14 protein-coding genes are annotated in these 15448 nt (G+C 37.8%); 1 reads left to right on the top strand and 13 read right to left on the bottom strand.

The window, feature by feature from the left end; translation table 11 throughout:
- Positions 1-57: 57 nt before the first annotated feature.
- Positions 58-1224, bottom strand: a complete 1167-nt coding sequence (locus tag BS333_RS01340) for a nucleotide sugar dehydrogenase (RefSeq protein ID WP_021708951.1) — start codon at positions 1222-1224, stop codon at positions 58-60.
- A gap of 284 nt (positions 1225-1508) precedes the next feature.
- Between BS333_RS01340 and wecA the strand changes: the two genes are divergently transcribed.
- Positions 1509-2570, top strand: coding sequence for a UDP-N-acetylglucosamine--undecaprenyl-phosphate N-acetylglucosaminephosphotransferase (gene wecA / locus BS333_RS01335; protein WP_021708952.1), 1062 nt, complete (start codon positions 1509-1511; stop codon positions 2568-2570).
- Between the two features lie 211 nt (positions 2571-2781).
- Here the strand turns inward: wecA and BS333_RS01330 are convergent, their stop codons facing one another.
- From BS333_RS01330 to kdsB, 12 genes are read right to left on the bottom strand one after another with little or no spacing between them, the layout of a single operon-like run.
- Complete coding sequence (locus BS333_RS01330; RefSeq protein WP_021708953.1) at positions 2782-3201, bottom strand: WbuC family cupin fold metalloprotein; 420 nt, start codon at positions 3199-3201, stop codon at positions 2782-2784.
- A 1-nt stretch (position 3202) separates the two neighbouring features.
- Positions 3203-4402: a glycosyltransferase family 4 protein gene (locus tag BS333_RS01325; RefSeq protein ID WP_021708954.1), complete on the bottom strand. Its 1200-nt coding sequence runs from the start codon at positions 4400-4402 to the stop codon at positions 3203-3205.
- Positions 4402-5532, bottom strand: coding sequence for a non-hydrolyzing UDP-N-acetylglucosamine 2-epimerase (gene wecB, locus BS333_RS01320; protein ID WP_021708955.1), 1131 nt, complete (start codon positions 5530-5532; stop codon positions 4402-4404). Before wecB ends, BS333_RS01325 begins: the two co-directional genes overlap by 1 nt.
- Before the next feature lie 18 nt (positions 5533-5550).
- Complete coding sequence (gene wbjC, locus BS333_RS01315) at positions 5551-6654, bottom strand: UDP-2-acetamido-2,6-beta-L-arabino-hexul-4-ose reductase (protein ID WP_021708956.1); 1104 nt, start codon at positions 6652-6654, stop codon at positions 5551-5553.
- Complete coding sequence (locus BS333_RS01310) at positions 6655-7692, bottom strand: polysaccharide biosynthesis protein (protein WP_021708957.1); 1038 nt, start codon at positions 7690-7692, stop codon at positions 6655-6657.
- Position 7693: 1 nt separating this feature from the next.
- On the bottom strand, positions 7694-8689 hold the full coding sequence (locus BS333_RS01305) for a glycosyltransferase family protein (protein ID WP_021708958.1): 996 nt from the start codon (positions 8687-8689) through the stop codon (positions 7694-7696).
- Positions 8682-9668, bottom strand: a complete 987-nt coding sequence (locus BS333_RS01300; RefSeq protein WP_021708959.1) for a WaaS/CpsH family glycosyltransferase — start codon at positions 9666-9668, stop codon at positions 8682-8684. Before BS333_RS01300 ends, BS333_RS01305 begins: the two co-directional genes overlap by 8 nt.
- Complete coding sequence (gene wzy / locus BS333_RS01295; RefSeq protein ID WP_021708960.1) at positions 9643-11016, bottom strand: O-antigen polysaccharide polymerase Wzy; 1374 nt, start codon at positions 11014-11016, stop codon at positions 9643-9645. Before wzy ends, BS333_RS01300 begins: the two co-directional genes overlap by 26 nt.
- Positions 11003-12337: a capsular polysaccharide export protein, LipB/KpsS family gene (locus BS333_RS01290; RefSeq protein ID WP_021708961.1), complete on the bottom strand. Its 1335-nt coding sequence runs from the start codon at positions 12335-12337 to the stop codon at positions 11003-11005. Before BS333_RS01290 ends, wzy begins: the two co-directional genes overlap by 14 nt.
- Positions 12334-13785, bottom strand: coding sequence for a flippase (locus BS333_RS01285; protein WP_021708962.1), 1452 nt, complete (start codon positions 13783-13785; stop codon positions 12334-12336). The genes BS333_RS01290 and BS333_RS01285 overlap by 4 nt, the downstream gene beginning before the upstream one ends.
- Positions 13782-14708: a KpsF/GutQ family sugar-phosphate isomerase gene (locus tag BS333_RS01280; protein ID WP_021708963.1), complete on the bottom strand. Its 927-nt coding sequence runs from the start codon at positions 14706-14708 to the stop codon at positions 13782-13784. Before BS333_RS01280 ends, BS333_RS01285 begins: the two co-directional genes overlap by 4 nt.
- The gene (kdsB, locus tag BS333_RS01275) at positions 14695-15447 is read right to left on the bottom strand and encodes a 3-deoxy-manno-octulosonate cytidylyltransferase (protein WP_237359103.1); all 753 of its coding nucleotides are present in this window, start codon (positions 15445-15447) and stop codon (positions 14695-14697) included. The genes BS333_RS01280 and kdsB overlap by 14 nt, the downstream gene beginning before the upstream one ends.
- Position 15448: the final 1 nt, after the last annotated feature.

The following is a 15448-nucleotide window of genomic DNA, read 5'->3' as shown; positions in this document are numbered from 1 at the left end:
CGGTAAGTGGGTTTGGGAGTCAAGGCTTTTTAGTCGAAGCCTTGACTCAGATACAACCTAGTCGCTACCAAATAGGTCTCGGGTGTAAACTTTATCTGCAACATCCGCAAGCTCTTCAACCATACGGTTAGAGACAATCACATCTGCCGCTTGTTTAAAGGCATCAAGGTCTTTGATCACTCGTGAGTGGAAGAACTCTTCTTCTTGCAGCACCGGCTCATACACCACCACTTCAATACCTTTGGCTTTGATACGTTTCATAATGCCTTGAATGGAAGAAGCACGGAAATTGTCGGAGCCCGCCTTCATAATCAAACGATAGATCCCCACCACTTTAGGGTTACGCTTTAAAATAGACTCCGCGACAAAATCTTTACGAGTGCGGTTTGCTTCTACGATCGCACCAACAATATTATTCGGTACGTCTTGGTAGTTGGCTAGCAGCTGTTTGGTATCTTTAGGTAGGCAGTAACCACCGTAACCAAACGATGGGTTGTTATAGTGATTACCGATACGTGGGTCGAGCCCTACCCCTTCAATAATTTGACGCGCATCTAGGCCATGAGCTTCGGCATAAGAGTCCAACTCATTAAAGTAAGCCACACGCATGGCTAGGTAAGTGTTGGAGAACAGCTTAACCGCTTCTGCCTCGGTCGAGTCGGTAAACAGAACTTGAATATCTTGTTTTACCGCCCCCTCGACTAGAAGGTTGGCGAAGGTTTGTGCACGTTGACTACGCTCACCAACAATAATGCGCGAAGGGTGTAAGTTATCATACAGCGCCTTACCTTCACGTAAAAACTCTGGCGAGAAAATCACATTCTCACAGCCCAGCTCTTGCTTAACGCGCTCAGTGTAACCTACCGGCACCGTTGATTTGATCACCATCACTGCATCAGGGTTAATCGCCACAACATCCTTAATGACCGCCTCTACAGAAGAGGTATTAAAGTAATTAGTCACTGGGTCATAATCGGTCGGCGTCGCAATCACAACATATTCCGCACCTTGGTACGCCAACTGCTTATCTGTAGTGGCAGTAAAGTTAAGCGGTTTATTAGCCAGAAAGTCTTCAATCTCACTATCAACAATCGGTGATTGCTTTTGGTTAAGCAATTCAACTTTCTCGGCAATGATGTCTACGGCAACGACTTCGTGGTGCTGGGCAAGCAGCATCGCATTTGAAAGGCCAACATAGCCAGTACCTGCAACAGCAATTTTCATAGGGTAGATCTCAGGAAGTATTTTAGTTGAGGATAGCAGAACTCGTGTGTTTGCTTCAACAAACTCACACTTGCCGCCTTTACTAGACTCCTCTTACTTCATCTAGCACATGAGGTCTCTAAACAATCAAGTTTAAATCTACCTCAATGGATAGATTGTTTAGTTAAGTAAATCAATAGCATTCACGAAATCTATGGCGCAAGTTTTATTGATTAGTGCTTTGTTGGTGTAAAAAGTTGCTGTAGAATTGGGAAGTTTCAATCAAAATCACTATTGGCCGTTTTATGTTCCTTGAGCTTAGCTTTATCTTCTTTTCCTCATTTGCAATCTTGTTTCTTATGCGTAAAGTGGCCAAGCGAGTCGGCTTAGTGGATAAACCCAACGCCCGTAAAAAGCATGATGGCGCTGTCCCTCTTGTTGGTGGTATCTCAATTTGCTTAGTGTTAGCCCAATACCTTACCTTTAAGCCCAACATCATCGAACACAGTTGGCTTTATTTAATATGCATCATGATATTAACGTTTATTGGTGCCATTGATGACAAAATAGACCTGAGTTTTAAAATACGTATGGGCATACAAGCGCTCCTATCGCTTATGATGATCAACGTTGCAGGTTTGGAGTTACAAAGCCTCGGTAATATGTTTGGGGTTGGGGATATCTCACTTGGCTGGTTAGGCAGTTTGATTACCATTATCGCCGTGATAGGAGCCATTAACGCCTTTAATATGGTCGATGGTATTGACGGCTTGCTGGGTGGGCTTTCTATTGTGACCTTTGGAGCACTTGCAATCTTACTGCAAGTCGATAGCCAGCATGGCCTAGCTTATCTATGTGTGGTGATTATTGTGGCGATGCTGCCATACATCTGCATGAACTTAGGTATTTTAGGCCGAGAACGAAAGGTCTTTATGGGAGATGCCGGAAGCATGATGATAGGCTTTACTGTGATCTGGTTACTACTGGGAGTGAGTCAAACTCAAGGTTCAGAGCCTCTCATGCGTCCGGTAACAGCACTATGGTTAATTGCAGTGCCTCTCATGGATATGGCCGCCATTATGATCAGAAGAATTCGCAGAGGAGATTCACCTTTCAAGCCGGATAGAGAACACCTACACCATATATTCCAACGCCTTGGATTGAGCTCAAGACAAACCTTGCTTGTGATCTGCTTAATAGCAACACTTTATGCAGGCTTTGGTATATATGGTGAAGTAAATAACATCTCTGAAGTAGTAATGTTTGGCTTGTTTATTGGGTGTTTTGTTCTTTACTCGATAATTTTGGCGTATGTGTGGAAAATAACCAGCTTCTTACGTACTAAACTAAATAGCAGCAAGCACTAAACGCTATGAGTGGTTAAGTGCCTTATCAACATTTATTCAACTTGGTTAACAGACACTTAAATTAATTGCCATATTGAGTATCGCACTATTTATACTCTGGCTCTCCGGAGCTTGGGTGTTGGTTTCACCTAGGCTCAGTTGAGTAGTTGCGTTTAGGATAAATACCTACAGAAGAATCACTATAGGCCAATTTATAGTTAATTAAGCCTCGCTAAAGTTCTTGATTAGTTACCGAAACTTGTACTTTTGCAAATTGAGGGTTGAAAGGGCCTTCTTTGAACTCCAACAGCAATGCTTGCTCAGACAGACATTCCACGCTATGAATCTCATTAGGAAGAAACTCGATCACCTTTGCGCTCTCTCCATCACCTACAAGAAGTTCTGAAACAATACTTCCATTCATGTTGTAATGGCAAACTCGGATCAAGCCATGTATTACTACAAATATTTCCCATTGGTGAGAGTGTTCATGATAATGCGGTTCTACGTAACTTCCCTTTGTTAACGCAATGAATAGCCTCTGAACTTTTTCATCGTAACTTGTATGCAAATTAAGATGCGCTCTTTTTCTTGGCGAGACTTCAGCGGCTTGAAAAAGTGTCAATAAACTGTCATTACTATAGACTTTCATATTATCCCTTTAATGCTTCGAGAATCACTTTTGCTGCTACTGGAACTGAAAATTCTTGCTTAAGCAAGTAGTAAGCATTTGCTCCAATTTCTTTTCTTAGGGTGACATTTTTATAGAATAACAAGGCATTGTTAAACAAAGTTTCATCTTCACCATTAACAGAAATCATGCCCGCATTGTTGTCATTAACAATATCGAGTAAATCATTACCGCTATTAACACTACCTAAAATTGGAATGGACTGAACCATGTATCCTAGGAGCTTACCTGGAAAATTATGGGAGGTATGTTGAGCAGAAAGCGAAAACAGTCCAATATCAATATCCGCGAGGAGATCCTTGAACTCATTCTGATCTACCGAAGGAAGGTAAGTGAAATTATTAAGCCCCCACTCTTTAGCTAATTGGTTAATAAGAGCAACCTCATCGCCTTGGCCAACAAAAAGGAAATGTGCTTTTCTATATGGACTCATCGCTCTAGCTAGACGCATCAAATTCGCCATATCTTGAGCATGACCAATATTGCCTCCATAGAAGTAAATTATCTTATCTTCTAAATTTAGTTGGCGACGAATACTGCCTTTCTGAAAAGACAGTTTATGCGGGGCAAGCCCTGCCCAATTTCTTAATATTTCGGAAGTATAGCGATGGTCTGTAATCTCGTTAAAAAGTAATTGATTTTTTTCAGACATTAAGCCAATTGTATCGGCTTGCTCATAAGAAAGCTTTTCAAAGAATCGAAAATATCTTTCAATCAATGAACCTTGCTTTATCATGCCGGCGTCGATGACCCATTGGGGAAATAAGTCTCGCAAAACTAAGTATGCTTTACATTGACAACGTACTTTAATTTTTGAAACCAGTCCCCCAAAAAAGATCGATGGTGAGTAGTAAACAATACCATCGAACGTATCTGGCTTAACTTCATGAGAGATGGCATTCCAAGCACGAGTTGACAACAATGTTTCATTAATCGCTCGCTTTACTTTGGGGACATCTTTAATTGCACCACTGGCGAATCGCCAAACTTTTACATTATCTATAACGCTTTTTACTAACTTTGTTTGCTGCCCTTGTTCGGGGGTAATAACGGTAACATCATGTCCTAGCGCTGCGTAGTGGCAAGCCAATTCATGAAACATTTTTGCCCCAACACGTGTGCTATGGGGCAAGTAGTCATCAATAATTAAAGCTAAGCGCATTAATATTTTTTCCAAACAACACGATTCACGTAATCAGTGTACGAGTGAACAATGCGAACGACCTTATCTGACACATTCGGCATACTGTAGTCTTCCACTCTTCTTAATAAACGAGTTTCGCCACTTGGCTGACTTTCCAGTATCTGCAATCCCTGCATTATACGCTCAACCTCTAAGCCCACCATCATTACCGCAGCTTCTTCCATTCCCTCAGGACGCTCATGCGCTTCTCGTAAGTTCAACGCTGGGAAGTTCATAATCGATGACTCTTCATTGATTGTGCCACTGTCTGAAAGCACCGCTTTCGCGTTCTTTTGAAGACAGTTGTAGTCATGAAAACCTAACGGCTTTAGAAGCTGAATGTTGGTATGAAACTCAATACCTTGCGCTTCTATGCGGTTTCGTGTTCGAGGGTGAGTCGATACGATAACTGGGTATCCATACTTCGCCGCCACTGCATTCAAACTCTCCGCTAATTTAGCAAGCTGCTTTGGTGAATCAACATTTTCTTCTCTATGTGCACTCACAACAAAGAACTCACCTTTGACAAGACCAAGGCGCTCAAGAACGTCTGAGCTTTCGATTTGAGGCATGTAGTGGTTCAACACCTCGAACATTGGGCTGCCCGTTTTAATAACACGATCGGCTGGAAGACCTTCTGCTAACAAGTAATCTCGAGCAATCGTGCTGTAAGTAAGGTTGATGTCTGCTGTGTGATCAACAATGCGGCGGTTGGTCTCTTCTGGAACTCGTTGGTCAAAACAGCGATTGCCCGCTTCCATATGAAAGATAGGCACCTTACGACGCTTGGCTGGAATAGCAGAAATGCAAGAGTTGGTGTCACCTAAGACCAGCATGGCTTCTGGCTTTATCTCTTCCAGCACTTCATCCACTTTGATGATGACCTGGCCAATGGTCTCAGCAGCATTCTTGCCTGCGGCATTAAGAAAGTAATCCGGCTTACGAACCCCTAAGTCGTTAAAGAATACTTCGTTTAGCTCGAAGTCATAATTCTGACCGGTGTGCACTAAAATATGCTCACAGTGCTCATCCAATTTTGCTAACACACGAGACAGACGAATAATCTCAGGACGCGTGCCAACCACCGACATGACTTTTAGTTTCTTCATTTTTGTTCTCTTCGAGGTTTACAGTGGGAATGTAAAAGTATCAGGCGCTTCTCGGTCAAATATCTCATTTGCCCAAAGCATAACGATCATCTCTTCGTCGCCAATATTCGTAATGTCGTGTGACCAACCCGGTACGGTCTCTACGATTTGAGGAGCACAGCCTTCTGTCTCCAACTCATAGCGCTCGCCCGTCCCGATGTGTTCAAACTTAAAGCGAGCCCTACCCTTTAAGACAAGGAACTTTTCATTCTTGCTGTGGTGATAGTGCCCACCTCGAGTTATCCCTGGGTGCGCGGTAAAGAAAGAAAATTGGCCTGATTGCTTTGTTTTTAACATCTCGCTAAACACACCACGCTCATCACCATAACTAGGGATGGTATAGCTAAATTGCTCAGGTGACATATAGCTTAAGTAAGTCGAATACAATGCACGAACCAATCCTGTACCCACATCTTCCGTGACTAAGTTCTCTCGACTCTCTTTAAACGCGCGCAGTAAATCCGCGACCTCACCAACTGTGGTTGGGTACTCCGGTGAAACGGCTTTGGTCCCACTCGGCTCAGTACCATCAAGTAAAGCAATTAAGCTCCGACAAACATCATCGATATAAACTAGCGTTACCGGAGCTTTAGGGTCGTTGATGGTAATATCTATATCATTGAGCGTGTTGTAACAAAAGGTGGCCACAAAAGAGTTGTAGTTTGGGCGACACCATTTCCCAAAGACATTAGGAAAACGATAGATATAAAATGGCGCACCGCTTTCTTGCCCATACTGTTCAACACTCTGCTCGGCAGAGCGTTTGCTCTGACCGTATGCGTTATCTTGAAGAGCTTGGGTAGAAGAGCTCACTACAAGAGGGATCTTTCTGCCACTGGCTTTAAGTTGTTCAACAACAAAATCAGTAAAATCGGCGTTGCCCTCTTGAAATTCCGCTTCTGTTTTTGGACGATTAATTCCGGCTAAGTGATAAACAAAATCAGCTTCTGCTAACACCTGATTCGTTTGCTCACGTGAGGTATCACGGTCAATTTCAACAAGGTCATCATAGCCATGCTCACGAAGCATGACGCAAAGGTTTTTCCCAATGAAGCCCTTTGCTCCTGTTACAACAATCTTCATTTATACACCCTCTGGTACAACCAAGCTTCCCGCCTCAATATCGACAATGAAATCAAGCTTACGCAATAGCTGGACCATTCCATCAACATCCAAACGTTCTGTATTGTGTGAGTTGTAATCTTCAATAAGAGAAAGATCTTTCTCACCTTCTTCATTGTATTTTGAGTAGTTAAGATCTCGATTGTCTGATGGGATGCGGTAGTAGTTACCTTGGTCCTGCGCCACAAACATTTCTTCACGGCTACACAGTGCTTCGTAAAGTTTTTCGCCATGCCTTGTACCAATGATATTAACGATATGTTCTGGCTTATCGGTGATTTTTAACAAAGCTTTCACCAAAACGTCAATGGTAGCTGCAGGGGCTTTCTGCACAAAAATGTCACCGTTGGTTCCATGCTCAAATGCGTGTAACACGAGATCAACCGCATCATCCAAAGTCATCATAAAACGTGTCATATTCGGATCAGTTATGGTGATTGGTTGACCACTAATAATTTGGCGTAAAAATAGTGGAATAACCGAACCACGCGAAGCCATAACGTTGCCATATCGAGTTGCAGAAATTACCGTTTTTTCTGGGTCAACATTACGTGATTTTGCAACAATGACTTTCTCCATCATTGCTTTAGAAATGCCCATAGCATTAATTGGATAAACTGCCTTGTCTGTGCTCAAACAAACGACACGTTTCACTTCGTTCTGTATTGCGGCCTCAAGCACGTTTTCCGTACCTAATACATTCGTTTTAACCGCTTCCATTGGGTGAAACTCACATGATGGTACTTGCTTTAAAGCTGCGGCATGATAAATATAATCAACACCACGAGTGGCACTTAGAATACTATGGTAGTCTCGCACATCTCCAATATAAAATTTAAGCTTATCACTATTATATTTCTTACGCATATCATCTTGCTTTTTCTCATCACGAGAGAATATACGAATTTCTTCAATGCCTGTATTTAAAAACCGGTCAAGAACAGCATTACCAAATGAGCCCGTACCACCTGTGATTAATAACTTCTTCTTATCAAACATTCTAAAAACCCCAATTACCAGTAAAATAGTTTTTATCAGCCCTGAAAGGAACTGATTTATTTTTGGCTAACCTACTAAAAATACCGCATAAATCATCAACATTCTTGAAAGTAATTAAGCCGTCTATCCCCCCGAACTCCTTGTTCAAGGAGTTGATATATTCTCTTTCATAAACAATAGCTTGCCTATTGATGCTTAATGCTTCAAATATTGGCAAACAAACCGTTTCAAACAAAGAAAGAATGAGCACAGCATCGGATTGAATAAGCTGTGTATTGTATGATTCTTTGTCTAGTTTTCCTACATATTTTATATTTTCCCTAAATAAATTAATATCTAATGGCTCGGGTGAAGTAATAAAAAAAACAACATTATGAAATCCAAGCTTATCAATCGCAGCATATAGTAGATCGATATTCTTATTTCTATTCCCTAAATCAACAATAGGTACTAAAATCTTTAATTTAGACTTATCTATATGAAAGTTATCGAGATAAGCATATTTAGCTAAATTAATTGGAGTAACACCGGGCCAAGCTAAAAGATAATAGGTAGGTTTAAATATCTTTTTACAAAAATTAGCATATACAAATTTACTTTGAAACACATATTTTTGATTTACTCGACCGAATATCATAAGAGACATTCGAATCAAAAAAAACTTTAATGCCGAGCTGTGTAATATAAGATAATTATGAAAATAGGTTACTTTTTCAATACGTGTAAAGAACAAGTTAACATTGGAAAAACTAACTATCTTAGTGGATTTATATTTCACAACATAGAACAAAGAAAAAAATAATGCAAAGAGAACAGTCATTATTCCTTTTGTTTCAACCCGTTTCCAATAAAAATTGTTTGGTAATGAAATGGGAACATTGGGGCTAAGAAGTATATAGTCCGAACCATCGTTTGCGTGATGGGCCACATAGCTTTCTACAATCGTTAACGCTCCTCCTTCTCTTGCAGCGCTTGCATTAATGAGTATCCTATTCATAATCTTTCACTTTTAAGAATTCCTTTACCCAATTATCGACATGATATTTATGGTAAATTTTTTCACTTAACTCGACATATTCACCATCAATAAAATTGCGAGGTATTACTAGATTTTGACGGTCAATAATGTAGATATTACTGGGGTGATAGAAGTCATAGTTCACGACATCTTTATTTGTTGTTACTAATTTTCTTTTTAATCCTAGAGCTTCTAAAGTACGCATCGTAAGACCAGTCTGCTCTGGTTGAGTAATATCGAGTATAATATCTGATTCAGCCATAGCGTTTATAGTATCAACCTCATCTAGTGGTGCATAACTATATAAAGAGAAATCTTTACATAAGAAAAATCGAATGCTTTTTAAGCAATTAAGAATAATCGACTTTTTTGAACGATAAAGGTGCAAATAAAAGTCGTTTCTATCAATGCCATTTTGAAATATGATATCCTTGATAACTTCATTCCTATCGGAGTGGTCTGTACCAATAAAGTTAAAACGATATCTTTTATTTTTACAGGATGCCTTTTCATGAAGGGAATTAAAAAATAAAGGCTTGTGCCTAAGTCTGAGCTTATTGCTATCATTTTTATCAAAGCTAAATACAGCATCAAAGCAAGATATCTGAGACTTTAAAAGTGGTAAGTTTACTTCAAAATCCCATTGATACATCATAAAACAAGCGGTATTTATTGATTCTTTGAGAGTTAAAATACTTCTACGACTAAGATACTCACCTCTAATTACTAGTACAAGATCATAGTCCCCTTTGTTTTTTTTCAAAATTCGAGATATGTATCCCTCATGAGCTCTAATAATAATTTTTGGTGAAAGCTTATAGAAAAAATGGGACCATAAAGATTGCTTTTTAAAAGCATGCTCATCAAAATAGTCTACTTTCACACCCAATTTAGAGAAAGACTCAAGAATATGGAAACAAAACCCATATGCACTAGGAGCTATAAATAAAACTTTCAATTCTGCGCCTTAAAATATATAAAATAAAAAGTAAAAATGCGAATACAATAAAATAGTCTGTGTTCTTAAAGATGAAATCAAGCAGTCTAGAACGAGGACTAAATATAATATTTGGCAATACCATAAGTAATAGAGCTAAGATAGCACGATTAGATGATGCTAAATACATTATGGCATTGAGAAACATAGGTATACAAAAACCAATTAGACCTACAAAGCCAAGGCCTCCAATTACATATGCTTCTTGAAATAAGCTCCCACCAAAACTGAAACCTTTGCTTTTTGCATCAGGTGAGATTAAAAAATCAACTTTATCCTGCAGCATAAAATCTGGTGTGAGCACAACATCAAATAGGTTTATGATATCACCTGATAATAGACCTGATGACTTCAAGTCTACAGCATGTATCACAGCAAGGATTGATGTACCTTGATCGTATATAAAAGAATAGAAGACTAGAAAGCCTGTAGAAAAAGGACTGAGACCCAAACGATAGCTGGCAAAAAAATCGGCCAAGAGTATTATACTCAAGCCAATAAGGATTATTCTTCTAATGTTAACTCCTTTAGGGCTTATAATACTGTAGTAGTAAAATAAAATTGTCAATATAAAAGAGAAATAGTAACCCCTTATACCCGTCATCAAGTTTAGAATAATGAAAGGAAAAAACAAAACAAAGGCAATTTTAAATTCTCTCTTAGTCGGAATAGATACAAGAACCAGAAAGAATCCAAGCCTAAAAAACATTGCTGGAAGCTTTATAAAGGGTGGTGGATTGTAGGATATTTGGTGAGTAAATACACTCAAATAACCACCTTTCAAAAATTCAAGGTAGAACTGGTATTGTATATAATATGCTGGAAGTAGCCCAAACAACATAAAAAACATGCCACATTGAAGGTAAAATTTATTTCTCCTTAAAGCCCAAGTTACTTTAGACTTACCACTACTAGGTAATAAAAAAATTGAAAAGCAGAAGCATATTGAAAATACAAACAACATTCTTGCGGTAATAACAATACTACTAAACTTAAGGGTATGAAATGCCATAAAGTTTGGTACTGTAATATCAGTCAATCCGAGAGTGTGTAGAATGAATCTATTATAAATAAAAAGCCCAAGCATACCCCAAAATATCACAACTGGATGTAACCAATCATATTGAAAATTTTTCACAGTAACAAACGTTGAGATAAAATATGATAAAGTAACCAAACATGCATAAAGCAAAATCACCAAATCATCATTACCAATTATAACATTTTTGGCAACCTCACATACCAGAAATATAATAATCATAAAAGCAGCGCATATAAACTGCTCTAGTTTTAAGCTATAGGTATTCATTAATCACACTTGGAAAAACTAGTTCTTTATCCTGAAAATGCCCATCCTGAAGGTAATCAAAAATGAATTCATACAAGAATGATTCTACCTTTCTTGTATTAAATTTCTCAGTACATGCATGATAAATCAACTCCCTCAAGGAGCAGAAGTTACCATGAAAATCGTATGTGATACCTCGATGAGAATAGTAAGCTTCACCCAAACAAACAACATTAACTCCAAGCAATAAAGATTCGATTCCAACAGCTGAATTATTAAGAATAGAGCATGAGGACCCTACAATCATCTTTTTCAAATCAATGTAATTTTGAAAAGATACATTTTCATATTGATCGACTAGATCATAGATTCTACTATCGTACTTTCCTTGATATTGTGGATGTTCTCTAATTAGCAAGTGATATCCCTCAGGAATTACTTCGATCACGTCTTTAACCATTTGGTAAAAACATTGATAATGAGGTGCATGCTCTATTAGTTGAGCATCTACTGGAACTTGAAGATATAGAGCAATGTAAGGCTCATTCACACATTCAACCTCAACATTTTTCATTAGTTTCAGTTTGTTCGGTAAATGCTTTTTCATAAACGGTTCGAGATAGCCTTTAGAAAAACTAGGACCAAGACTTAGGTCTTTTGGAAAAAGACCTTCTAATATTCGTGGCGGATACATAAGAATTGTAGTCATAAACCTATATACCCTGTCAAGGAAACTAAACTGTTCGGCTGTCCAAAACTTTTCTCTTCGCATTCCTATAGAGCGAACAAATTCTGATAATTTATCGACTTCAAACTTCTTAAGTTCCCTAAAAGTGGGTTCAAAACTGATATTCGCATTGACCCCTTTGCGATCTATCATAGTCGTTCCAAAAGGACCTTGCTCAAAATATATAATTCTGACGTTATATTTTTTTGCTATATAAATTATAATAGCTGGAATCAATCTAGATTCACCAGAAGTTATTACATAGTCAAACTTGCTTTTGGCAAACTTTTCATCAAAATAATTTAGATATTTAACTGCATTTTTTCTAAGTGTTACTACCTCATCCTTACCAAAAAGATTTAATGCTTTGTTGTTAAATGAAATTAGCTTATCGATCAGATCCAAGTTATTATCAATAGAATACTTACCTTTCACGTTGGTAGAGATAGCCGGCATAACTGAGTGATATTTATTTTTCTTCCAATATCTATGTGCGCAAGGATATATACTAACATTGAAAAATTCCACCTCACTATAAGTATTATAAATATTTTTTTCTAAGAAAAGGAAGTATCTTGCAAAGTCATAAAAGTAAGTTACTGTCATTATTTTCATTTTCTAAAGCCTTCAATAACCTTAATAAACACAGGCTCCTTTACGATGTATAGTAAAATAGGATATGATATAATAGAATAAATAGATAAAATAGCTAAAGAGCTAAATCCTTGCCCTGCCAGTTTGAGCATTGATATAATAACGATTGAAATAAAGTACAAAAGAATAACAATAAATGTTCTATTTAACCTTTTACATAAATTTGAAAAAACCTGAATCTTATTACTTCTAATAATATATATTTGATAAATTAGAATCCCAAATTCGGCTAATACTGTACTATAGGCAGCACCATTATGCTTGTAAATTGGAGTTAGAAGAAGGTTAAAGCATATACATAGTACCGCTCCAATTGATAATGACTGAAGGACATACTTTTCCAAGTTTCGAGCATATAGAACTTGCATTCCCAAAAAGTTAGTTCCTATTGATATTATAATTAAGGTAGATAAGATCCTCAACGTTTCACTTGCATCTATGAATTCATTACCGGCGAATGAAACAACAATCAAATCGGAAAACATAGCCAAAAATATCGCTATTGGTGCACATATTATAAATATAAAAATAAATAAATCAGTGAGGCGTCCTGTATCAGTACTTTCTTTAATCTTTTGCCTCGCTGTATCAGCAAAAAACACCATTGTAATTGATGAAATAATCGTAATCACTACACGAACTAATCTAATTGCCGTACTATATAAACCTACATAATAATTTGAAGTTAATAATCCAAGAATTACACTATCAAGTACTGTATATACAGTTGATACTATTCGTGTAGATGAAAAGAATACTATATATTTAAAATGACGCATCAGATCTATATTAGTACATGTTAGCTTTACATACTTTCTAGACTCCATGAGATTAATTACATTAGCCAAACTAAGCCCCAGCAAACTAATGAATACATATTCGCCAACATTACTTGGTTGAGATATTAGGCTGTAGACCATAATTAAGGAAACTAACTTTACAATAAAATTCCTAACCATTAGTACTTTAAACTTTTCAATTCCCTGAAAAAACCAGTCAATTTGAAAGAAACTCAATACCAAGTTGAAACCTGCTAGCATATAAATAAATACATGTTCTCTAAAAGCATCAACATACATGATTAATGCAGCATATATAACAATAGAAACTAAAACTCCTACTGCATTTATTAATATAAGCTCACTAACTAAATAAGATAGTTTCGATTTATCTTCTCTACATTTCGCAACTTCTCGTATACCGTATATAGGAATACCCAAAGATGCGATTGTAGAAAAATATGTACCCAGACTGATGGCCAAATTCCCTAAACCTATACTATCAACGCCAAGAACCCTAGCAACATACGGATAGGTTAATAAAGGGAAAAGAATATTGAGTAAATAGTAACTGCAATTAAATAAAAGGTTTTTTAACTTGTGAGGTTCAAACAAGTTATTAGGATTCATTTCTTTAAAATTCCAACAAGTTTACCAGCTTCTTTTACCAACAGACTGCTTATTCCTTTATTATCCATTAATTCCAAAGCTGTACCCATCATTTCTGATGGCTCAACACTGTACGGTGAATAAGATGCCATACAATTTGCAGTTAAATCGAAGACACTTCGACCATGTTTTTCCATTGCTCTTCTTATGTCGCCATCTGTAATTATACCTAATTCAGGTCCGCTTTGAACGATACATAAACCTAGCATACCTTGTGATACCGTATTTACAACGTCCTGAAAAATTGTGTAGCTTTCGACTAAAGGCAAAGGTAGAGGGCTCATCTCATTTTTAACTCTGCTTAAAAGTCTCTTTCCTAGAGATCCGCCAGGGTGGAATCTCGCAAAGTTTTCTGGTCTAAAGTTTCGTTCTTCCATTAAAGCAACGGTTAAAGCATCCCCCATAACAAGTGTAGCAGTTGTTGATGACGTAGGGGCTAACTGAAGAAAGCAAGCCTCTTTGGGTACTGAGATATCTAAATGACAGTGAGAATTCTTCGCTAATGTAGAATCAGGACGGCCAGTCATCGCGATAAGAAAGTTGCCATTATCGCTCAAAAAAGGGAGCAGTTTCAGAACTTCTTCCGTTTCTCCTGAATTAGAGATAGCAATAAAAATATCCTCTGACTTTACCATACCTAAATCACCATGAAATGCCTCACCAGGGTGCATGTAGAAACTTGCTGTTCCGGTGCTCGCAAACGAAGCGGATATTTTCTTTCCGATAATACCAGATTTACCCATACCACAAATAATAACACGTCCCTTAGTGGTTAAAATGGCATTAACAGCCACTTCAAATGACTGGCCTAACTGCGTAGCCATAAATTCTAGACCGCAAATTTCTGTGTTAATAACTTCCCTAGCTCGTTCAATTACTGACATTTTCTTTTTCCATTATTAATTTAATATTAATGTAATCTTTTTCAGTATCAATACCGTGTGGTGGAGACTGTTCAAATATCGTTGCACCGATCGATAGACCATTGCTCAATGCACGTAACTGTTCCAGCTTTTCCATAGTTTCTAGATCAGACTCTGGGTATTTACAAAATTGTCGAAGACTCCTTACTGAGTATGCGTATATGCCTATATGCCTATATGCATATTCAATTGATGTCGGTTCTTCGCGGTTAAAAGGGATCGCTGAGCGAGAAAAATAAACCGCTCGACCATTCTCACCAATCGCGACTTTAACAACATTAGGGTTTATCAAGTCGTCAATAGTTCGAATAGGAGAAACTACAGTAGTAATATCAAAAGATGGCATCTTATTAGTGAATTTAATAAGGCATTGTATCAGTTGACTAGGAATTAGTGGTTCATCTCCTTGAATATTTATGATAACTGTTTCATCAGTCCACTTAAGCCTACTCGCAACTTCATTTAATCTATCTGTTCCACTAACATGCTCAATTGCAGTCATAATACAAGGAATCCCCAACTCGACCGCTTCTGAGTATATACGCTCATCATCTGTCGCTACTACAATATCTTTAGTTGGTATTCCTGCCTCATTAGCTCGTTGGAATACATGCCAGAAAATTGGTTTACCGCACAATGGGAGCAACGGTTTACCTGGGAGACGAGTAGAACCAAACCTAGCAGGTATCACAACTTTCATT

Source organism: Vibrio azureus (genome assembly GCF_002849855.1).
Taxonomy (GTDB): Bacteria; Pseudomonadota; Gammaproteobacteria; order Enterobacterales; family Vibrionaceae; genus Vibrio; species Vibrio azureus.
The sequence above is the reverse complement of the archived record's forward strand: the minus strand, read 5'-3'. Positions and strand labels throughout refer to the sequence as shown.

Excerpts from the sequence above, each read along its gene's own strand:
- BS333_RS01340 (WP_021708951.1), bottom strand. The coding sequence starts at position 1,224 with ATGAAAATTGCTGTTGCAGGTACTGGCTATGTTGGCCTTTCAAATGCG.
- wecA (WP_021708952.1), top strand. The coding sequence starts at position 1,509 with ATGTTCCTTGAGCTTAGCTTTATCTTCTTTTCCTCATTTGCAATCTTG.
- BS333_RS01330 (WP_021708953.1), bottom strand. The coding sequence starts at position 3,201 with ATGAAAGTCTATAGTAATGACAGTTTATTGACACTTTTTCAAGCCGCT.
- BS333_RS01325 (WP_021708954.1), bottom strand. The coding sequence starts at position 4,402 with ATGCGCTTAGCTTTAATTATTGATGACTACTTGCCCCATAGCACACGT.
- wecB (WP_021708955.1), bottom strand. The coding sequence starts at position 5,532 with ATGAAGAAACTAAAAGTCATGTCGGTGGTTGGCACGCGTCCTGAGATT.
- wbjC (WP_021708956.1), bottom strand. The coding sequence starts at position 6,654 with ATGAAGATTGTTGTAACAGGAGCAAAGGGCTTCATTGGGAAAAACCTT.
- BS333_RS01310 (WP_021708957.1), bottom strand. The coding sequence starts at position 7,692 with ATGTTTGATAAGAAGAAGTTATTAATCACAGGTGGTACGGGCTCATTT.
- BS333_RS01305 (WP_021708958.1), bottom strand. The coding sequence starts at position 8,689 with ATGAATAGGATACTCATTAATGCAAGCGCTGCAAGAGAAGGAGGAGCG.
- wzy (WP_021708960.1), bottom strand. The coding sequence starts at position 11,016 with ATGAATACCTATAGCTTAAAACTAGAGCAGTTTATATGCGCTGCTTTT.
- BS333_RS01290 (WP_021708961.1), bottom strand. The coding sequence starts at position 12,337 with ATGAAAATAATGACAGTAACTTACTTTTATGACTTTGCAAGATACTTC.
- BS333_RS01285 (WP_021708962.1), bottom strand. The coding sequence starts at position 13,785 with ATGAATCCTAATAACTTGTTTGAACCTCACAAGTTAAAAAACCTTTTA.
- BS333_RS01280 (WP_021708963.1), bottom strand. The coding sequence starts at position 14,708 with ATGTCAGTAATTGAACGAGCTAGGGAAGTTATTAACACAGAAATTTGC.
- kdsB (WP_237359103.1), bottom strand. The coding sequence starts at position 15,447 with ATGAAAGTTGTGATACCTGCTAGGTTTGGTTCTACTCGTCTCCCAGGT.